This is a genomic window from Pseudomonas sp. P1_F7 (genome assembly GCF_056405655.1).
Genome location: NZ_JBFUBR010000032.1, coordinates 1 through 19,441, shown reverse-complemented (window position 1 = coordinate 19,441; position 19,441 = coordinate 1). Strand labels below are relative to the sequence as shown.

At 60.5% G+C, this 19,441-nt stretch carries 22 protein-coding genes; 14 read left to right on the top strand and 8 right to left on the bottom strand.

The window, feature by feature from the left end; translation table 11 throughout:
- The first annotated feature begins 437 nt into the window (after positions 1–437).
- Both rhtA and AC1D1M_RS30685 read left to right on the top strand, forming a co-directional pair.
- Entirely contained in the window at positions 438–1,325 is an 888-nt protein-coding gene (gene rhtA / locus AC1D1M_RS30690) for a threonine/homoserine exporter RhtA (protein ID WP_477778595.1), read from the top strand.
- A 169-nt stretch (positions 1,326–1,494) separates the two neighbouring features.
- A complete protein-coding gene (locus AC1D1M_RS30685; protein ID WP_477778594.1) occupies positions 1,495–1,776 on the top strand; it encodes a hypothetical protein in 282 nt (93 codons plus the stop codon).
- Positions 1,777–1,790: 14 nt separating this feature from the next.
- Here AC1D1M_RS30685 and AC1D1M_RS30680 read toward each other — a convergent pair whose 3' ends face one another.
- On the bottom strand, positions 1,791–2,351 hold the full coding sequence (locus tag AC1D1M_RS30680) for a TetR/AcrR family transcriptional regulator (protein ID WP_477778593.1): 561 nt from the start codon (positions 2,349–2,351) through the stop codon (positions 1,791–1,793).
- A 93-nt stretch (positions 2,352–2,444) separates the two neighbouring features.
- Between AC1D1M_RS30680 and AC1D1M_RS30675 the strand changes: the two genes are divergently transcribed.
- The gene (locus tag AC1D1M_RS30675) at positions 2,445–3,173 is read left to right on the top strand and encodes an SDR family oxidoreductase (protein WP_477778592.1); all 729 of its coding nucleotides are present in this window, start codon (positions 2,445–2,447) and stop codon (positions 3,171–3,173) included.
- A 37-nt stretch (positions 3,174–3,210) separates the two neighbouring features.
- Positions 3,211–3,801, top strand: a complete 591-nt coding sequence (locus AC1D1M_RS30670; RefSeq protein WP_477778591.1) for a 2-hydroxychromene-2-carboxylate isomerase — start codon at positions 3,211–3,213, stop codon at positions 3,799–3,801.
- Here AC1D1M_RS30670 and AC1D1M_RS30665 read toward each other — a convergent pair.
- Positions 3,798–4,796, bottom strand: a complete 999-nt coding sequence (locus AC1D1M_RS30665; RefSeq protein WP_477778590.1) for a zinc-dependent alcohol dehydrogenase family protein — start codon at positions 4,794–4,796, stop codon at positions 3,798–3,800. The two genes, AC1D1M_RS30670 and AC1D1M_RS30665, sit on opposite strands and share 4 nt — an antisense overlap.
- Before the next feature lie 116 nt (positions 4,797–4,912).
- Between AC1D1M_RS30665 and AC1D1M_RS30660 the strand changes: the two genes are divergently transcribed.
- Positions 4,913–5,812, top strand: a complete 900-nt coding sequence (locus AC1D1M_RS30660) for a LysR family transcriptional regulator (RefSeq protein WP_477778589.1) — start codon at positions 4,913–4,915, stop codon at positions 5,810–5,812.
- A gap of 19 nt (positions 5,813–5,831) precedes the next feature.
- Here the strand turns inward: AC1D1M_RS30660 and AC1D1M_RS30655 are convergent, their stop codons facing one another.
- The 4 genes from AC1D1M_RS30655 to AC1D1M_RS30640 all read right to left on the bottom strand — a co-directional run bounded on the left by AC1D1M_RS30655 (position 5,832) and on the right by AC1D1M_RS30640 (position 10,055).
- Positions 5,832–7,640 carry an aminopeptidase P family protein gene (locus AC1D1M_RS30655; RefSeq protein ID WP_477778588.1) on the bottom strand — a complete coding sequence of 603 codons (1,809 nt, stop codon included), beginning with the start codon at positions 7,638–7,640 and terminating at the stop codon, positions 5,832–5,834.
- 65 nt (positions 7,641–7,705) lie between these two features.
- Positions 7,706–8,863 carry a cysteine desulfurase family protein gene (locus AC1D1M_RS30650; RefSeq protein ID WP_477778587.1) on the bottom strand — a complete coding sequence of 386 codons (1,158 nt, stop codon included), beginning with the start codon at positions 8,861–8,863 and terminating at the stop codon, positions 7,706–7,708.
- Positions 8,864–9,069: 206 nt separating this feature from the next.
- Positions 9,070–9,684: a LysE family translocator gene (locus tag AC1D1M_RS30645; protein ID WP_007993943.1), complete on the bottom strand. Its 615-nt coding sequence runs from the start codon at positions 9,682–9,684 to the stop codon at positions 9,070–9,072.
- A 101-nt stretch (positions 9,685–9,785) separates the two neighbouring features.
- The gene (locus AC1D1M_RS30640; protein ID WP_056727042.1) at positions 9,786–10,055 is read right to left on the bottom strand and encodes a hypothetical protein; all 270 of its coding nucleotides are present in this window, start codon (positions 10,053–10,055) and stop codon (positions 9,786–9,788) included.
- 289 nt (positions 10,056–10,344) lie between these two features.
- On the opposite strand from AC1D1M_RS30640, the gene AC1D1M_RS30635 reads away from it, so the two are divergent.
- From AC1D1M_RS30635 to AC1D1M_RS30595, 9 genes are all read left to right on the top strand, one after another.
- Complete coding sequence (locus tag AC1D1M_RS30635) at positions 10,345–10,803, top strand: VOC family protein (RefSeq protein WP_477778586.1); 459 nt, start codon at positions 10,345–10,347, stop codon at positions 10,801–10,803.
- A gap of 289 nt (positions 10,804–11,092) precedes the next feature.
- A complete protein-coding gene (locus tag AC1D1M_RS30630; RefSeq protein WP_477778585.1) occupies positions 11,093–12,295 on the top strand; it encodes a PepSY-associated TM helix domain-containing protein in 1,203 nt (400 codons plus the stop codon).
- Positions 12,292–12,834 (top strand): thiamine pyrophosphate-binding protein, encoded by a 543-nt coding sequence (locus AC1D1M_RS30625; RefSeq protein ID WP_477778584.1) that lies wholly within the window; start codon positions 12,292–12,294, stop codon positions 12,832–12,834. Before AC1D1M_RS30630 ends, AC1D1M_RS30625 begins: the two co-directional genes overlap by 4 nt.
- On the top strand, positions 12,831–13,160 hold the full coding sequence (locus AC1D1M_RS30620) for a hypothetical protein (RefSeq protein ID WP_477778583.1): 330 nt from the start codon (positions 12,831–12,833) through the stop codon (positions 13,158–13,160). Before AC1D1M_RS30625 ends, AC1D1M_RS30620 begins: the two co-directional genes overlap by 4 nt.
- The gene (locus AC1D1M_RS30615) at positions 13,157–13,729 is read left to right on the top strand and encodes a DUF6162 family protein (RefSeq protein WP_477778582.1); all 573 of its coding nucleotides are present in this window, start codon (positions 13,157–13,159) and stop codon (positions 13,727–13,729) included. The genes AC1D1M_RS30620 and AC1D1M_RS30615 overlap by 4 nt, the downstream gene beginning before the upstream one ends.
- Positions 13,730–13,764: 35 nt before the next feature.
- Positions 13,765–14,691 carry a metal ABC transporter substrate-binding protein gene (locus tag AC1D1M_RS30610; protein ID WP_477778581.1) on the top strand — a complete coding sequence of 309 codons (927 nt, stop codon included), beginning with the start codon at positions 13,765–13,767 and terminating at the stop codon, positions 14,689–14,691.
- Positions 14,688–15,431 (top strand): metal ABC transporter ATP-binding protein, encoded by a 744-nt coding sequence (locus AC1D1M_RS30605; RefSeq protein WP_477778580.1) that lies wholly within the window; start codon positions 14,688–14,690, stop codon positions 15,429–15,431. The genes AC1D1M_RS30610 and AC1D1M_RS30605 overlap by 4 nt, the downstream gene beginning before the upstream one ends.
- A complete protein-coding gene (locus AC1D1M_RS30600) occupies positions 15,431–16,330 on the top strand; it encodes a metal ABC transporter permease (RefSeq protein WP_477778579.1) in 900 nt (299 codons plus the stop codon). Before AC1D1M_RS30605 ends, AC1D1M_RS30600 begins: the two co-directional genes overlap by 1 nt.
- Complete coding sequence (locus AC1D1M_RS30595; protein ID WP_477778578.1) at positions 16,331–17,233, top strand: metal ABC transporter substrate-binding protein; 903 nt, start codon at positions 16,331–16,333, stop codon at positions 17,231–17,233. It abuts the gene before it with no gap.
- Positions 17,234–17,418: 185 nt separating this feature from the next.
- On the opposite strand, the gene AC1D1M_RS30590 is transcribed toward AC1D1M_RS30595, so the two are convergent.
- Positions 17,419–17,646 carry an MbtH family protein gene (locus AC1D1M_RS30590; protein ID WP_057713869.1) on the bottom strand — a complete coding sequence of 76 codons (228 nt, stop codon included), beginning with the start codon at positions 17,644–17,646 and terminating at the stop codon, positions 17,419–17,421.
- 81 nt (positions 17,647–17,727) lie between these two features.
- Complete coding sequence (locus tag AC1D1M_RS30585; protein ID WP_477778577.1) at positions 17,728–19,128, bottom strand: diaminobutyrate--2-oxoglutarate transaminase; 1,401 nt, start codon at positions 19,126–19,128, stop codon at positions 17,728–17,730.
- Between the last annotated feature and the right edge of the window lie 313 nt (positions 19,129–19,441).

Here is a 19,441-nt window from a genome sequence, read left to right as displayed (position 1 = left end):
TTCGTCTCAACCGAGGCGCGCATTCTACAGCAGCCTCATTTGCTGTCAAGTGATTATTTTCAGAAGCTTTCAAAGTTTCCTTTGTAACTTCAACCACTTGCGCTTCAGATCTCTCGTCAGCGGGAGGCGAATTCTACAGCGTTACACGCTGCTGTCAACACCTCTTTTTCAACTCCCTTTTGGCTTCGATGAACTGAAGCACCTGCTGTCGAAAACCGCGTAACTCGTTGTTTACCAAGGAGTTTTCCGTTTCGACTGCGCCGGAAGTGGGGCGAATTATAGGCTTCCAGAATCTGCCGTCAAGCACTGATTCGGGTTTCTATCGATATGTGCAAAAACACTGCTTATATATAGACGCGCCTGCAGGGAATGCGCAGTATATTGCCCAACACAAATAGAAATACCCTTGATGCCTATATTTTGGACGATGCCACGTAATGAATGACCAGCCTCGCAGCCTAGCCTCTACCCTGTTCTCGGTTGGGCTGCTGCTCATAGCCATGGCGTCGATCCAGTCCGGAGCCTCCCTGGCCAAAAGCATGTTCTCCGTTGTTGGCCCTCAGGGGACGACAACACTACGACTGATCTTTGCCAGCGTAATCATGATGCTGATACTGCGTCCATGGCGGGCAAAACTCACCGCAAGATCCCTGCGTACCGTCATCGTCTACGGGATGGCGCTGGGTGGCATGAACTTCCTCTTCTATATGTCGTTGCAAACCGTCCCACTGGGCATCGCGGTGGCGCTTGAATTCACCGGCCCACTGGCAGTGGCGATCTACGCCTCGCGTCGCGCGATCGACTTTTTATGGATCGCCCTGGCTGCCGTCGGATTACTGTTACTGATACCGACGGGAGAAGCGACCGCAGGCATCGATCTGGTAGGCACAGGTTATGCCTTGGGTGCCGGGGTCTGCTGGGCACTGTACATTTTGTTCGGGCAAAAAGCCGGGGCCGACAATGGCGTGCAAACCGCCGCGCTGGGGGTAATGATCGCTGCGCTCTTCGTAGCCCCCATCGGAATTGTCCATGCAGGTTCCGCTCTGCTGAGCCCGTCATTGATCCCTGTGGCCCTTGGCGTCGCCATCCTGTCCACTGCCCTCCCCTACACCCTGGAGATGGTCGCACTGACCCGCATGCCGGCCAGAACCTTCGGCACATTGATGAGCATCGAGCCTGCCTTCGGTGCGTTATCGGGCTTGCTGTTCCTGCATGAGTACCTTTCGCTGTCGCAGTGGATGGCAATCCTGTGCATCATTCTGGCATCCGTCGGCGCAACCATGACCATGAGCACTTCCACCAGACCAGCAGTAGCGGCAGATTAATGGCRGATATGACACCGCTCTGGTATTTGCCGCTCAATTAGGCCATGTTTAGCCCCGCAACCCAGGGTCATGCCATGGACAATTTCAGATAGGGATATCGGTACGCGTCAACCGAAAGCGAATGCAGCCAGACCCGGGCACAAGATCCGGGGACGCTATAAGGACAGTAATGAAACGAATTTTGATACTGATCGCCGTACTTGCAATTGCGGGCTGCGCAGCGACCTCAGAAACACAGATCAAGCACGGCAAGAAAGGGCTACATATCAACTGTTCCGGACTGTCTTCGTCCTGGGACAAGTGCTACACCAGTGCCGCCAACTCCTGCGCGCCCAAGGGCTACAAGGTCATCGCCAAATCGGGAGATGCCGTGGAAGAGCCCGGCGATTATCCGTTTGGCCTCAATCCTGCGGGTTATACCAGCCGCAGCATGATTGTCATCTGCAAATAGCCAGGGCCGTCGCGTCAGGTTCTCGGACTTGCAATCTGACGGCCAATTTCCTCGTAGCTGGACTTCAGCACTGTGCGCTGGATATCCGGGCTAGCCAGCATGCGCGCTACGACCAGCGCGCCAATACATTGCGACAGAATCGCCCACGCCAGGCTGTCGCTTTGCAGAACACCCGCCCAACTTTCCTGAAGCCGACAAATCCAGTGCTCTGCCTGTTGGCGGACAGTCTCGTCGGAACGGGCAATTTCCGCCCCCAATGCCGGCAATGCACAACCGGTTTCCGGATTCTCGACGTGAGACATACTCAGGTACTGTTTCAAGCAGCGCTCAAGCTTGTCACGGTCCTGCCCCTCCCCCAGTCGCGTCAGACTTTGCCCCAACTCACGCTCGACTATGCTTGCGAACAACTCGTCTTTCGACGAGAAGTGGCTATAGAAGGCGCCGCCACTCAAGCCAATCGCTTTCATCAGACCGTCCACGCCCACCGTTGAAAATCCGGACTTCTTAGCCGAAACCGCACTGCTTTCCAGCAGCCTTTGCCTGGTTTCCAGCTTGTGACTGGCCGAATAACGCATTGCCCTTCCCCCTGGATTGCTCACCTTGACGTCTGTCGAATCATAGCATAACGTTCGTTTAGTTAACGATCGTTTACCAAAAGGGATCTACCCATGAATAACAAGAAGGTCGTACTGGTCGTCGGTGCAGGTGATGCCACGGGCGGCGCCATTGCCAAGCGTTTTGCCCAGGAGGGTTTTGTCGCCTGCGTCACCCGCCGCAGTGCGGACAAGCTCCAGCCACTGGTGGATTCCATCGAGGCCGATGGTGGCGAGGCCCACGGTTTTGCCTGCGATGCACGTAAGGAGGAAGACGTGATCGCGCTGGTCGAACAGATCGAAAGCGAGATCGGCCCCATCGAGGCGTTCGTGTTCAACATCGGTGCCAACGTGCCGTGCAGCATTCTCGAAGAAACCGCCCGCAAGTATTTCAAGATCTGGGAAATGGCCTGTTTTTCCGGTTTTCTCAATGCGCGGGAAGTGGCCAAACGCATGGCCAAGCGCCAGCGGGGCACGATCCTGTTCACCGGTGCCACTGCAGGCTTGCGTGGCGCAGCCGGGTTCGCTGCATTTGCCGGTGCCAAGCACGGCATTCGTGCGCTGGCGCAAAGCATGGCCCGAGAACTCGGTCCGATGAATATTCACGTTGCCCATGTCGTCGTCGATGGAGCCATCGATACCGATTTCATCCGTGACAGCTTCCCCGAGAAATACGCGACCAAGGATCAGGACGGCATCCTCAACCCCGAACACATTGCCGAGAATTACTGGTACCTGCACAGCCAGCCCCGCGACGCCTGGACTTTCGAACTGGACCTGCGCCCCTGGAGCGAACGCTGGTAAGCCCTCCCCCTACAACAATAAGCAGAGCGCACCGACCATGAGCAAAACCGTGGAATTCCTTTTTGACCTGGGCAGCCCCACCACTTACCTGGCGTATACCCAGCTACCGGCAATCTGTGAGCAAACCGACAGCCAACTGATCTACATCCCGATCCTGCTCGGCGGTGTGTTCAAGGCCACCGGCAACGCCTCCCCGGCGACCATTCCGGCCAAGGGCCGCCACATGATTGAGGACCTCGACCGTTATGCCCGGCGCTACGGCGTGCCACTGAAGTTCAATCCGCATTTCCCGATCAACACCCTGATGCTGATGCGTGCCGTGACCGGCATTCAGTTGCACCAACCCGAGCGCTTTGTCGCCTTCATTGACTGCCTGTTCAAGGCCCTGTGGGTCGACGGCCGCAACCTCAATGACCCGGCAACCGTGGCAGCGGTGCTGAGCGACAACGGTTTCGATCCCAATGAGGTGCTGGCACTGACCGCCGACGAAACAGTCAAGGCAACGCTCAAGGACAACACCGAGAAAGCGGTGCAGCGCGGCGTATTCGGCGTACCGAGCATGTTTGTCGATAACCAGCTGTACTTCGGCCAGGATCGACTGGACTTCGTGCTTGAAGCCTTGAGTTAGATCTCGATGACCAACCGCCCTTGCGCTGCTCCCGACAGAAGCAGCTCATGGGCGGCCTCGGCGTTTTGCAGGCTGAAGCGCCGCGGATCGAGCATCGGAGTGAGCTTGCCCGCCTCAATCAACCTCGCCGCCTCGAGCAGAATCTCGCCGTGATGCTCACGCCCCTTACCGGTCAGGAGCGGCAGCAAAGTGAAGACACCGGAGTAAGTCGCCCCGCGAAAGGAAAGCGGTGCCAGGCTGTGCTTCCCCCACCCCAGGCAACTGAGCACATGACCGTGATACATCCGTGCCGCCTTGAATGACGCATCCAGCGTTTCACCCCCTACTGTGTCATAGACAATGTCGAAGCCCTCACCGGCCGTATGCTCAGCCACATAGTCTTCAACCGAAGACTTGCGGTAATCGATAAACGTCGCGCCGAACCCTTCGATAATCGACTGCTGTCCGGTAGAGCCCGTGGCAAAAACTTCTGCGCCAAAAGCGCGGGCGATTTGCACCGCGACATGACCAACACCACCGGCGCCACCATGGATCAATACCTTCTGCCCGAGCCGAACACGAGCCCGGTCGACCAGACCTTCCCAAGCGGTGATCAGCACCAGCGGCAAACCGGCAGCCTCACGCATGCTCAAGTTGTGTGGTTTGCGAGCCAACAGTCGCGCGTCGACCACCGCATACTCGGCCAATGAACCTTGAATACCACCAATACCGGTGGCCATGGCATACACGTCATCCCCCGGCAGCCAGCCACTGACGCCCTCCCCCAACGCCGCTACGGTTCCGGCCAGATCCATCCCCACTATCGCCGGTAATGGTTGAGCCGCATGGGTCGCCTGCCCGGAGCGGATTTTGCCGTCCAGCGGATTGACACCGCTGGCCTTGATCCTGACCAGTACCTGCCCCGCCTGCGGCACGGGCCGTGCGATGGAAACCAAACGTAACGGCGCATTGGCCGAGTCGACCATCAGAGCGCGCATATTCAGTGAGTCAGTCATTTCGCCATGTCCCATCAGTAGTGAATGCAGGACTGATTTTGTCTTGCTCAATTCATGCTGATAAGACGCCATGTCGCTATAGTGACCATTCCATTACGGCATCAATGAGCGATCCCGTGGACAAACTCAATGCAATGGCGATTTTCGTGCGGGTAGTCGAACGGGGCAGTTTTTCCGCCGTTGCCCGGGAATTGCAGACCAGCCAGCCAACCATCAGCAAAGTGTTGCAAGCACTGGAAACCCGATTGGGCGGAAAGCTGATTGCCCGCAGTACCCGCAAGTTGTCCCTGACGGACGAAGGTCAGCGCTATTACAACGAATGCCGGACCATCCTCGCCGCCGTGGATGCGGCAGAACATAGCTTCCAGTCCGGTCGGGAAAGGGTCGCCGGACCTCTGAAAATCGGCTCGTCCGTGAGTTTCGGGCGCCTGCAGATCGCCCCCCGTTTGCCGGACTTTCTCAAACACTACCCTGACGTACAGATTGACTTGCAATTGAGCGATCAGAATCAGGATCTGGTCAGCGAAGGGCTGGACGTCACCTTCAGGATCGGCGCCCTGAACGACAGTGGCCTGATCGCTCGCCTGGTCGGCAACACGCATCGTGTGACCGTTGCATCACCCGACTACCTCAGGCACAACGGCCAACCGCAGACGCCGCAGGATCTGAGCAGGCACAACTGCCTGATGTTCAATCTGCTGAGCAGTCAAAACCTGTGGGTGTACACAAAAGACGCCCAACGCCACGAAGTACGGATCAAGGGCAACGCGCAGAGCAACAATTCCGAGGCTATCCGCGAAATGGTGCTGGGGGGATTGGGGATTGCGCTGTCACCTGTGTGGCTATTCAGCGAAGACTTGAAAGCTGGCCGGGTGATCGCGATGTTGCAGGATTACAGCACGCTGTCGCTGCCGATACATGCCGTATCCCCGGCGAATCGTCGCCAATCCGCCAGGGTCAAAGCGTTTGTCGACTATATGGCTCAGACGCTGGAACAAGCGCCTGAGCTGCACTGAAACAAATAGCGACACCCGATCAGATAGCCGCAGTACGGCTATTCAGCCACTCCAGTGCGGCACCCTCGACCAACGGACTCAGTCGTTCGCGCACTTCGGCGTGGTAGGCGTTGAACCACTGTTTTTCCTCGTCCGACAGCAGCGATGTTTCCAGGCAACGCGTGTCGATCGGGCACAGGGTCAGCGTTTCGAACTTCAGGAACTCGCCGAATTCGCTTTTGCCTGCCTCACGGTTCATCGCCAGGTTTTCGATCCGCACACCCCAACGACCCGGACGATAGGTGCCCGGCTCAATGGACGTGATCATGCCGGGTTGCATCGCGGTTTGCGGTGCAGGTGCGGCCTGATAAGCGATGACTTGCGGACCTTCGTGGACGTTCAGGAAGTAGCCGACGCCATGACCGGTGCCGTGACCGTAGTCGACACTTTCCGCCCAGATGGGGGCGCGGGCGATGGCATCGAGCAGCGGCGACAGAATGCCTTTCGGGAACTGCGCGCGGGACAAGGCAATCACGCCCTTGAGCACGCGTGTGCAATCGCGTTTTTGCTCATCGGTCGGTGTGCCTACCGCAACCATCCGCGTGATGTCGGTCGTGCCGCCCAGGTACTGGCCGCCGGAGTCGATCAGCAACAGACCGTCCCCTTCGATCACTGCGTGTTCTTCTTCAGTGGCGTGGTAGTGCGGCATCGCGCCATTGGCGTTGTACGCGGCGATGGTGTTGAAACTCAGCGACACATAATCCGGGCGGCGCTCACGAGCGGCGGTGAGTTTTTCATCAATGGTCAGTTCGGTGATGCGCTCGCGGCCCAGCGCCGAGTCCAGCCAGGCGAAGAATTCGCACAGCGCTGCACCGTCCTGTTCCATGGCCTGACGAATGTGTTCGGCATCGGCCAGGCTTTTTTGCGATTTGGCCAGGGTAGTCGGGTTCAGGCCTTCGATCAGCTTCACCCCGCTGTCGAGGTTGTCCAGCAACCCCGCCGTGACCCGCGCCGGGTCGACTTGCAGACTCGCGCCGCTCGGCACGGCGCGCAGTGCGGCAGCGACTTCGCTGTAATCGCGCAAGGTCACGCCGTCCTGTTCAAGGATGGCGCGCAGTTCGGCGCTGACTTTGCTCAAGGCAACGAACAGCGTGGCCTGCTGCTGATTGATCAAGGCGAAGGAAACAAACACCGGGTTGAACGACACGTCGCCGCCACGCAGGTTGAACAGCCAGGCGATGTCATCGAGGGTGGCGATGAAATGCCAGTCGGCACCCCGCGCCTTAAGGTTTTCACGCAGTTTGGCGAGTTTTTCGCCACGGCTAACGGTCGCCTGTGGTGGCAAGTGCTGATAGATCGGTTCGTTCGGCAGGCCTGGGCGGTCGCTCCAGACTCCACTCAACAGGTCGATGTCGGTGCGCAAACGGGCGCCACGCTCTTCAAGTTTACCGCCCAGGGTACGTGCCGAAGCCACGGCCATGACCGCGCCATCGACCGCGACAACGCCACCCTCAGGGGTTTGCTCGGCCAGCCACTCCAGTGGCCCGGGTTGACCCGGTTGCAGCTTGACCAGATCAATGCCGCTGCCCTTGAGTTCCTTGGTCGCCTGCTCCCAATAACGGCTGTCGGCCCAGACGCCGGCAAAGTCCGGGGTCACGATCAGGGTGCCGACCGAACCATGGAAACCCGACAACCACTGACGCCCTTGCCAGTAACCCGGCAGGTACTCGGACAGGTGCGGGTCGGCCGACGGCACCAGCAAGGCGTGAATGCCCTCCCGGCTCATCAGTTCGCGGGTTTGCGCCAGGCGCTGGGGCACCGATCCATTGATCGAAAGCTGCGTATTCATCGTGTCTCCTGCTAATCACTTGTTCATTATTGTTGAGTGCCGATCAGCGTCGGCGCTTCGTCGCCCTATTGCCAGAATGCCGGAGCACTGGCGCAGGCTGCCTTGATCAGTTGAACCGCCTGGTCGATGTCCTGCTCGGTGGTGAAACGCCCGAGGCTCAAGCGGATGGTGCGACCGGCCGAGCGGGCATCGTGCCCCAGGGCCAGCAGTACATGGGATGGGGTATTGCTCGCGGAATTGCAGGCCGAGGTCGCGGAAAACGCGATCGAGGCCAGCAACGCCGCCGGGTTGAACTCGCCTTCGCTGAAGGTCAGGCTCAGGGTATGGGGGATGCGCCGGGTCGGGCTGCCGTTGAGGCGTACGCCGGGAATGCTCCGCAATTGCTCGAGCAAGCGGTCACGCAATCGCACGATGGTGGCTTTCTCTTCATCGAACGCAGCCGCCGCCAGTGCAAAGGCCGCGCCCATGGCCACGATCTGATGGGTCGCCAGAGTGCCGGAACGCAAACCGCCCTCATGCCCGCCGCCATGGATCTGCGCCTGCAAACGCTGTTGTGCACGCGGGCCGACGTACAACGCACCAATGCCCTTGGGGCCATAGAGCTTGTGTGCGGAAAACGACATCAGGTCCACCGGCCACTGCGCGAGGTCGATCGCCACTTTGCCCGCACCCTGTGCGGCATCGACATGGAACAACGCCCCGCGATCACGCACGACCTGACCGATGACGGGAATATCGTTGAGCGTACCCAGTTCGTTGTTGACCAGCATCAGCGACACCAGGAAGGTGTCCTCGCGCATGGCTTCGCTGACTGCTTGCGCGGTGATCAGGCCCTCGGCGTCCGGCACCAGATAAGTCACCGCGACACCGGCTTCCTGCAGTTGCTTCGCAGTATCGAGAATGGCCTTGTGTTCAATCTGGCTGGTGATGATATGGCCGCCGCCAGTGCCGCGGGCCTGGGTCACGCCCTTGAGCGCGAGGTTGTTGGATTCGGTGGCGCCGGAGGTCCAGACGATCTGCCCGGGCGTCGCGCCGACCAGTTCGGCGACCTGGCGTCGCGCCTGTTCGACCGATTGCCGGGCCTGCTGGCCGAAGACGTGGGAGCTGGAGGCCGGGTTGCCGAAATTGCCGGTAAAGCCCAGACACTCGACCATCACCTTGATGACCCGCTCATCCACCGGCGTGGTGGCGGCGTAATCGAAATACAACGGACGTTTATTCATAAAAGACTCGCAGAGCGTGTTCCGGGATCAGGAAGCTCGTGACTGCAAACGGCAAAGCGCAGCCTTGTGAGCTGCGCGCTGTTTTCAGAACGCTACCAATACCTGATCGGATGCCGTTAAAGAAGAATTACTTCATTTAAAAGTGCGTAGGAACGCTCCTGAAAAGTCAGCTTAACAGGCATCGGGCAACCGGTTGAAGCAATGCGTCAGCTAAAGCTTTCGAGCAACAGCGGATACAGCGAACCCACGAGCAGCGCGGCCATGCCCCAATTGAACAGGCGCAGCCAGCGGCGATCCTTCAGAACATTGCGCAACAGCGTGCCGCAAGCGGCCCAGACACCGACACTCGGCAGGTTGATGATCGCAAAGACAGCCGCGATCACGATCACATTCGTGAAGTAACCCTGCATCGGCGTGTAGGTGCTGATAGCGCCAATGGCCATGATCCAGGCCTTGGGATTGACCCACTGGAACGCGGCGGCGCCCAAATAGCTGATCGGTTTCGCCTCGCCCTGCTGACTCTCCGACATGGGCCCGGAATGGGCGATTTTCCACGCCAGATACAGCAAATACGCCGCCCCCACATAACGCAGAACGGTGTAGAGCAAAGGGTAAGTCTGGAACACCGCGCCTAGGCCAAAACCGACCGCCACCACCAGTACAAAGAAGCCACAGGTGATGCCGAGCATGTGCGGAATGGTGCGGTTAAAGCCGAAGTTCACCCCCGATGCCAGCAACATGGTGTTGTTCGGGCCGGGCGTGATCGAGGTGACGAGGGCAAACAGGGCGAAGCCCAGCAGCAGATCGAGTGAGAGCGTCATGGGTGGCAGTCCGTCAGGGTCGGTCAGGTGTTGACCCTATCGCACACCCTCGGCGAAACCCATGGACAGTTACGCGAAACTTGGAGCAGTACAGTTTTGCCTCAGCTTGGACGACCGTGAAGCTGTACAGATCGCCCGGCGTTCATTTCACCCTGGTTGTCGAAGTTGAACGACTTTTGCGGTTGGCCGAGCAGTTCGGCTTTTTTCGCGTGGTATTCGTCGAAGGACAATCCGCGGCGGTTCAGCGCCTCCAGCGCCAGTTCCTTGCTTTCTTCAGCCGTGTAAGGCCGAAGCTCAGGGGAAACATGGCTGGCACATCCGGCGAGTACGGAGACGGCGAGCATCAGCAAAGCAGCAATCATCGGTTTCATTTTTGGCGTCCTGGCGACTGGGTTCGAGGCAATGAACACAGGCTACCCGCGCCCCCCGGGCAGCAGAAATCAACGCTTTCAATAGTGGCTATCAAGAAATGGCGATCATTGTCGATTGCCGGGAGAACGCGGGCCGGGAGCGCACTGGTTGGAGCCGGCCTGATGGCACTTGAATGGAGCTGCTGCTCGTCGGGCAGTCGGTGAGGCGAAAAAGGCTGGCCTATATTTATTCGGTCGTACAACGGCACAGGTACTTTCCATTCACAAAACAACAACAGGGAGATCCATCATGAGCGTCAAACCCATTCCAGAGGGGTATCACAGCGTCACCCCCTATCTGGGCATCAACAAAGCCGCCGAAGCCATCGCGTTCTACAAAAAAGCCTTTGGCGCCGTTGAAATCATGCGCCTGGACATGCCCGGTGGCAGTGTCGGCCACGCTGAACTGCGCATCGGCGATTGCCCGATCATGCTGGGCACACCGTGCGATCAAGGGCCGCTTAGCAACCCGGACAATTCGCCGTCCGTGGGTCTGCATTTGTACGTGACGGATGTCGACAAGTCCTACAAACAGGCGATCGATGCCGGCGCAACCGTTGTATCGGAGGTCAAGGATCAGTTTTACGGCGACCGTTCGGGCACCTTGAAGGATCCCTACGGGCACCTGTGGTTCCTGGCCACGCGCAAGGAAGACCTGACCCAGGAACAGATCGAGCAACGGGCGAAGGAGATGTTTGCCCAGGGTTGAAATCCTTGGTGCTGGAGCGGGCCTCTTCGCGAGCAGGCTCGCTCCCACAGGGGCCCCGCCTTCAACAGCACCGCCGACTTGCTAATCACTTGCGCAAGCATGCCTGTCCCTAACCTGTCGGCAATGAGAAACATTTTCTTTCATTTCCCCTTTCGGGATTTCCCCTGCTCATCCGTCCTACATAGATGCAGTCCTTTCGTGTAGGCAAAAGCCACGACTGGACCTTCAGGGCGCTCATCCCTGCGAAGCCCGCAGCCGAGTTGCCTCTCATCGAGTCAAGACCTCCAACATGTCAAAGAAGTCCCGTTCAAAAATCTGGTTCCTGGTCCATAGCTGGCTGGCGTTGCCGATCTGGTTTTTCGTGCTGATCGTCTGTGTGACCGGAACCTTGGCCGTCATCAGCCAGGAGATCGTCTGGCTGGCCAACCCGCCAATGCGCGCCAGCCAGCCCTCCGGCGATGCTCCGCTGCTCAGCTATCAGCAGGTGATCGAGGCCATCAACAGGGCCGAACCGCAGACTGTGGTACAGAGCATCAGCCGCCCCGACGAGTCGCACTTCGCGCTGGATGTCGAAGTCAGCTACCCCGACGGGCGCTCGGTGGTGATTTATGTCAATCCGTACAGCGGCGTGATCCAGGGTGTCGCACCGGAATTCAACTTCCGCGCCTTTACCCGTGCCCTGCACGCTTGGTGGCTGGTGCCGTTCACCAATGGTTACAGCTGGGGCTGGTACCTGGTGTCGTTTCTCGGCTTGCCATTGCTGGCGTCGCTGATCACCGGGCTGGTGGTCTACAAACGCTTCTGGAAAGGCTTCTTCCGCCCGACCCTGCGCATTCACCACGGCGCGCGGATTTTCTGGGGCGACTTTCACCGCTTGAGCGGCATCTGGTCGATCTGGTTCATCGCGGTGATTTCCATCACCGGCACCTGGTTCCTGATCCAGGCATTGCTGTCCGATAACCAGATTTCCATTTCCACGGAAAAGATCATCCCGGCGATGTCCCGCGAAGCAGTGCCGCTGTCGCCCGATGGCTCGCCCCCGCCGCGTATCGACCTTGACCGCGCGGTTGAAATCGCCACGCAAGAAATCTCAGGGCTGGAGGCCAGTTTCGTCAGCCTGCCAGGCAATGCCTACAGCCACCTGGATGTCGGCGGACGCGGTTGGTATCCGTTGATGTTCCAGACCGCCACGATCAACCCGTACAACGGCGAAATCGCCGCCTCGCGCCTGATCTCGGACCGTTCTGCCCTGGAATTCGTCACCGAGTCCATGCGCCCGCTGCACACCGGCGACTTCGGCGGACTGTGGATCAAGCTGATCTGGGCGTTCTTCGGCCTGCTGCTGAGCATGATGGTGCTCAGCGGCCTGCTGATCTGGACCAAGCGCACGGCGCTGGCCACGGCCAATGCCTTCAAACGCAGCAACAAGAAACAGCGCAGCACAGCGGCGCAACCGGCTACGAACAACGAAGTGTCGGAGGTCAACCTGTGAGCAAAGTCACTGCGGCCTCACACCCCTCGCGCCTGAGTGTGTTCTGGCACAAATGGCGCTTTCACCTGAACGTCCTGTTGTTGCTGATTCCACTCGGCTTCATGCCCAAGTACTTCGCCGACGAGGCGTTGATGCGTGGCGACAGTGGCCTGGGCGAACGGGACGTCGGCGAGGTGCAGGTCGGCCCCTGGAGCCTGCGCCTGGCGGAGCTGCGCAACGCCGCGCCCATGCTCGATGGCCCGGCCGGCTATATGAAGGGCTTCAACGCCGCGCTGTGCGATGCCTGCATCGGACAGGTCAAGGCTACTTACCTGCGCATCGGCAAGCCTCGCAGCCTGCGCACCGCCGGGGTGATTTTCTTCGGCACTCCGTACCGCATGGGCGCTTCGCTACCCGTCCCGGAAAAGACCACGGCCGACGCCGAACTGTGGATCACCATGGAAGGCTGGGACGGCGCCATGCATCAGGCATCCATTCCGTTGAGCCAGGCCTCCCCCGCCACCATCGCCTGGTTGAACAAACAAGGAGGTAAACCATGATCAACCCTCTTCGCCCGCTCAACGCCGTGTTGCTGGTGCTCTGCGCCGGCTTCAGCGCCAGCGCCCTGGCCCACAACCCGATGTGCGAATGCAAGGCCATCGACGCCGAACAGATCAAGTGCACCGGCGGTTTTTCCGACGGCAGCGGCGCTCCGGGCGTGACCCTCGATGTGATCGGCTACGACGAAACCATCCTGGTACCGGGCAAGCTCGGGCCTGATTCGACCCTGACCTTCAGGAAGCCCGGCGCCGAGTTCTATGTGCTGTTCGATGCTGGCCCCGGTCACGTGGTGGAGATCGACCAAGAGGACATCGAGACGCCATGAGTACTCCAACGACCCAAGTCGTGCGCGCGGCCGGTGCCGGTCACGAAACCCTCTACGTTCTGCTGCTGTGCCTGATGATCCTGGCGGTGGCCGGCTCGGTGGTGCTCTGGCGCGGTGAACCCCATGAGGTGAGCAGCGTCAGCAGCCATCAACTGGATGCGCGCCGAGACCTCAGTGCATCCGAGCAAGGTATCTACGCCGATTTGCGGGTGACGCTGGACGAGATCCACCTGCTGCGCCAGGAGCAGCAAGCGCTGCCGACTCCCGAGGCGCTGGCCGAGGAAGGGTTTGCGCCGTTTGCCCGGGACGCCAGTTCCGTCAGCCGGGGCGGACATGCCTGGCAATTGCTCGACGCCAAGGCCTATTTCGGCCAGAGCCAGACGCTGACGATCGCCGGTTCATTCCTGATGCGTCTGACTGCAACCGATGACGCTCCAGACATCTGGCTCAACCGCGACAACACGCTCACGGCACCGGCCGACCTCAGCGACGCTGCGCTCGAAAGCGCCGGCTGGCAGCAGGTCATCGCGCAATTCGATGCCGGCGTGACCCGCCAGCACCTGCACTGAACCCTCGCCTTTTTCCGAGAGAAGACCGCTTTCCCATGCCCAATTCATCTCAACGTTATTTTTTGCGCCTGCTGCTGGTCGGCTTGCTCGCCTGCCTGCTGCCATCACTGGCCAGCGCCGACGAAGCCAAGCGCCTGCGCATCGGCATCACCCTGCATCCCTACTACAGCTACGTGGCGAACATCGTCGGCGACAAGGCCGAGGTGGTACCGCTGATTCCGGCCGGTTTCAATCCGCATGCCTACGAGCCCCGCGCCGAAGACATCAAGCGCATCAGCGGGCTGGACGTGATCGTGCTCAATGGCGTCGGTCATGATGATTTCGCCGACCGCATGATCGCCGCCAGCGAAACCCCGAACGTGCCGGTAATCGAAGCCAACGAAAACGTACCGCTGCTGGCCGCCACCGGCGTGGCCGCACGCGGCGCTGGCAAAGTAGTGAACCCGCACACATTCCTGTCGATCAGCGCCTCCATCGCCCAGGTCAACAACATTGCCCGGGAACTGGGCAAGCTCGACCCGGCCAATGCCAAGACCTATACCGAAAACGCCCGCGCCTACAGCAAGCGCCTGCGCAAGATGCGTGCCGATGCCCTGGCCAAACTGACCCAGGCACCGAACGCCGAACTGCGGGTGGCCACGGTGCATGCGGCCTACGACTACCTGCTGCGTGAGTTCGGCCTGGAAGTGACGGCCGTGGTCGAACCGGCCCACGGTATAGAGCCGAGCCCGAGCCAGCTGAAAAAGACCATCGACCAACTGCGCGAGCTGGACGTGAAGGTGATCTTCTCGGAGATGGATTTTCCTTCCACTTACGTCGACACCATCCAGCGTGAATCCGGGGTGAAGCTGTATCCGCTGTCGCACATCTCCTACGGCGAATACACCGCCGACAAGTACGAAAAGGAAATGACCGGCAACCTCGACACCGTGGTGCGGGCGATTCAGGAGTCAGGGGCATGACGGTTCAAGAAAACCTGATCCTGCAAAGCAGCGGCCCGACCGTGGATTTTGCCGACGTCAGCCTGACGCTCGGGCGCACGACGATCCTCGACAAGGTGACCCTCATGGTCCGCCCCGGCAGCGTGCACGCACTGGTTGGCCCCAACGGCGGTGGCAAAAGTTCGCTGATCAAGACCCTGCTCGGGCAAATGCCTCATCAGGGCTGCTTGAGCCTGAAATGGCCCGCCGAGCCAGGGACCATCGGCTATGTGCCACAGGCCCTGGAATTCGACCGCGGCTTGCCGATGACCGTCGACGATTTCATGGCCGCCATGTGCCAGCGTCGCCCGGCCTTTCTCGGCTTGAGCAAACACTACGCGGCGGCGATTGGCGAGGCGCTGGAGCGGGTCGGCATGCAGGACAAGCGCAAGCGCCGCATGGGCGCGCTGTCCGGCGGCGAACGACAACGGGTGTTGCTGGCCCAGGGGCTGATTCCGTCTCCGCAGCTGCTGGTGCTCGACGAACCGATGTCGGCCCTCGATGAAGCAGGCATCCGTGTGTTCGAACGCTTGCTCGGTGACTGGCGAGCGGCGGGCATCACCGTTCTGTGGATCGAGCACGACCTGGAAGCGGTCGGTCGCCTGGCCGATCACGTCACTGGGCTCAATCGCCGGGTGCTGTTCGACGCCACGCCGCAACAGGCGCTGATACCGGAGCGTCTGATGACGCTGTTCTCGACTCACCCACGGAGCCTTGCCTGATGAGTTACGAAGCTTTTCGCCTGATGGTCCAGGGCTGGGCGTCGTCGGGTTATTTGCCCGAGGCGCTGGCCTATGGGTTCGTGGTCAACGCATTGATCGCCGGACTGCTGATCGGCCCGGTGCTGGGTGGCCTGGGCACGCTGGTGGTGGTCAAGCGCTTCGCGTTTTTCTCCGAGGCGGTCGGTCATGCTGCGCTGACCGGCGTGGCCATCGGCATCCTGCTCGGCGAACCCTACACCGGGCCTTACGGCAGCCTGTTCGGCTACTGCCTGCTGTTCGGCATCCTGCTCAACTACCTGCGCAACCGCACCGGCCTGGCGCCGGACACATTGATCGGCGTGTTCCTCTCGGTGTCGCTCGCCCTGGGTGCGAGCCTGCTGTTGATTCTGGCGGGCAAGATCAACGTGCACATTCTGGAAAACGTGCTGTTCGGCTCGGTGCTGACAGTCAACGGCAATGACTTGCTGGTGCTGGCCATCGTCGGTTCGCTGGTGATGGCCCTGGCCTTGCCGCTGTACAACCGCATCATGCTCGCCAGTTTCAACCCGCAACTGGCGGCGGTGCGCGGGGTGGCGGTGAAGGCCCTGGATTATCTGTTCGTGATTCTGGTGACGCTGATCACCGTCGCCGCCGTGAAGGTCATCGGCGCGATTCTGGTCGGCGCCCTGCTGGTGATTCCAGCCGCCGCGGCACGCCTGCTCAGCCAATCGCTGAAGGGCTTTTTCTGGTATTCGGTGCTGATCGCCACCGTCAGCACCCTGTGCGGGATTCTCGCGCCGATCGTCTTTGACCTGCCGATCCCGTCCGGCGCCGCGATCATCCTCGTGGCCGGTATCGCCTTCGCCCTGGCCGCCCTCGCGCGCGGCGTCGTCCCCAGCCTGAAAGGGAACCTTGGATAAATGATTTTTTCACTGCGCCAACTGACCCTCGCCATTGCCCTATGCGGATTGACCACCACGACCTTCGCCGCTGGTAGCGGCAAACCGCTGCGCGTGCTGGCCTCCTTGCCGATTACTTATGGCCTGGGTGAAATCTTGCTCAAAGGCACCGATGTCAGTCTCGAACGCGCGGCCCCGGCCAATTTGCCCGGCAGCCGCCAGACCGCCTATTTCACCGGCCGTGGTGCCCCGGCGCTGGCCAAACTGGCGGACGATGCTGATGCAGTGATCGACCTGCGCTCACTGTGGGCAGATGACCCGCTGTACCCGATCTCCCGGCGCAGTAATATCCGCATCGTCGAAGTCGATGCCGCCCGCCCGGTGGACGGCGCCCTGCCCGGTATTGCCGTGCAGCCCGACAACAAGGTCGACGGGCTGAACAGTCAGCCGTGGCTTTCCAGCAACAACATGGGGCGCATGGCCGACGTGATGGCGGCGGACCTGGTACGCCTGGCCCCCGAGGTCAAGCCGAAAATCGACGCCAACCTGGCAGCACTCAAGCAGCGTTTGCTCAAGCTCAGTGCCGCCAGCGAAGCGCGGCTGGCCAATGCGGACAACCTCAGTGTGATGAGCCTCAGCGATCACTTCGGCTACCTGATCGGCAGTCTCAATCTGGAATTGATCGGCCAGGACGCACGCGCCGATACCGAGTGGACAGCCGAAGCGCTCAAGCAATTGGGCACAACGCTCAGGGACAATGATGTGGCGGTGGTGCTGCATCACCGGCAACCGTCGGATGCGCTGAAAGCGGTGATTGCCGGGTCGGGTAGCCGGTTGGTGGTGTTGAGTACCGATGCCGAGGATCCGGTGGCGGAGCTTGAGGGGAATGTGGATTTGCTGATCAAGGGTTTGAGCGGCGTTTAAGGTCAGTACGACCGCGTTATCGTTCATCGCGAGCAAGCTCGCTCCCACAGGATTTGTGCCATGCCGCAGATCACTGTGGGAGCGAGCTTGCTCGCGATAGCGGCCTGATAGGCGACACAAGACTCCAGACCTGAAAAAGCCCGCTGACTATCACCAGTCCAGCGGGCTTCTTTTTGCATGACGGATCAGTGCGCCACAGCCGCCTGCTCGTCCATTTTCTGCCGCAGGCTCAACGGGCGCATATCGGTCCAGGTTTCCTCGATGTAGGCCAGGCATTCTTTTTTCAGCCCGCTTTTGCCCACGGTGCGCCAGCCTTGTGGCACGGCTTTGTAGTCGGGCCAGATCGAGTATTGCTCTTCGTGGTTGACCACGACCTGAAAGAGGATGTCCTCGCGGTCGAATACTGACGTCATGGTGTCTCTCCATCGTTGTAGGGCGGGCTGCGCTGTGTGCGCAGCCGTTATGTAGAAGGAACGATCCGCAGGGCGGAAAATTTAAAGATTGGCAGTGGCGGCGGCCAGGGCCCGGCCGAAGATTTCGGCGACGCGATCGATTTGCGCAGCAGTAATCACCAGTGGCGGCAGGAAGCGCACCACCGCGCCATGGCGACCACCGAGCTCCAGGATCAAGCCACGCTTGAGGCATTCGCGCTGCACCAGTGGTGCCAGGCGGGCGAAGGCCGGTGGATGACCCTGGGCATCCAGCACGCCCGTCGGGTCGACAAGTTCGACGCCGAGCATCAAGCCACGCCCGCGAATGTCACCCAGTTGCGGGAAGTCCCGCTGCAGGATGCGCAGGTGCTCGGCCAGACGCTCGCCCATCGCGGCGGCATGCTCGCAGACCTTGTGTTCGACCAGATAACGCATCACTGCGGAACCGGCGGCCATGGCCATCTGATTGCCTCGGAACGTCCCGGCGTGGGCACCCGGCAACCAGGTGTCGAGCCAGTCGCGATAGACCACCACCGCCAGCGGCAGGCTGCCGCCGATGGCCTTGGACATCACCACGACATCGGGAGTGATCCCGGCGTGCTCGAAGGCGAACATCTTGCCGGTGCGGGCAAAACCGCTCTGGATTTCATCGACGATCAGCGCGACACCCGCCTTTTCAGTGATCCGGCGCACACCACGCAACCAGTCCAGATCCGCCGGGATCACCCCACCCTCGCCCTGCACCACTTCCACGATCACCGCCGCCGGCAATTGCACACCGGCCTCGGGGTCGTTGAGCAGGTTTTCCAGGTAACTCAGATTGGCTTTGACCCCTGGCGCGCCACCGAGCCCGAACGGACAGCGGTAATCGTAAGGGTACGGCATGAACTGCACGCTGCTGCCGAGCAAGGCGCCCAAGGGCTTTTTCGGCCCGAGGCTGCCCATCAGGCTCAACGCGCCCTGACTCATGCCGTGATAACCGCCCTGGAACGAGATCACGGTGCTGCGGCCGGTGGCGGTACGCACCAGTTTCAGCGCAGCTTCCACGGCGTCGGTGCCCGTGGGACCACAAAACTGGATCTTCGCTTCGGCGGCCAGGGCAGGCGGCAACAGGCCGAACAGATCCTGGACGAACCGGTCCTTGACCGGCGTGGTCAGGTCCAGGGTGTGCAGCGGCAGTTCATCGGCCAGCACTTGCTGGATGGCTTCGATCACCACCGGGTGATTGTGCCCCAGGGCCAGGGTTCCGGCGCCAGCCAGACAATCGATGAAGGTACGGCCTTCGACGTCTTCGACATACAGCCCCCTGGCGCGCTTGAGTGCCAGGGGAATGCGTCGTGGATAGCTGCGGGCATTGGATTCCTGCCGGCTCTGACGGGCCAGCAGCGGCGATTCGTTGAATTGATAAAGCGTCTCGGCGGGCGCCGCCGGCTGCTCTTCGATTAGGCTGGTAGCGACTGACATCTCTCGACCCCTCAATACGCTGTGGATAGTAACCAAAACTGCACACCGGGCAGGTGCGCGTTCCGCTCACGGGGCGCACTTGTCAGGTTTTCCTGTTCTGGAAACGCATCAGCGTCGAGAGGATTTAGACTCTGGCTCGGCTTTCTCAGAGGTAACCGCAATCCCCTGTGGGAGCGAGCTTGAACTGGTCAAGTAATCTTGGACACCCGTTAAGGTTTACGCCGCCAGTCTCTCCTTCGCGACTGGCGACCGGTAGTCGTTGTAGCTGTGAGGCCTGCTGATGTTGTAGCGCGAGACATAGCGCTGCACATCT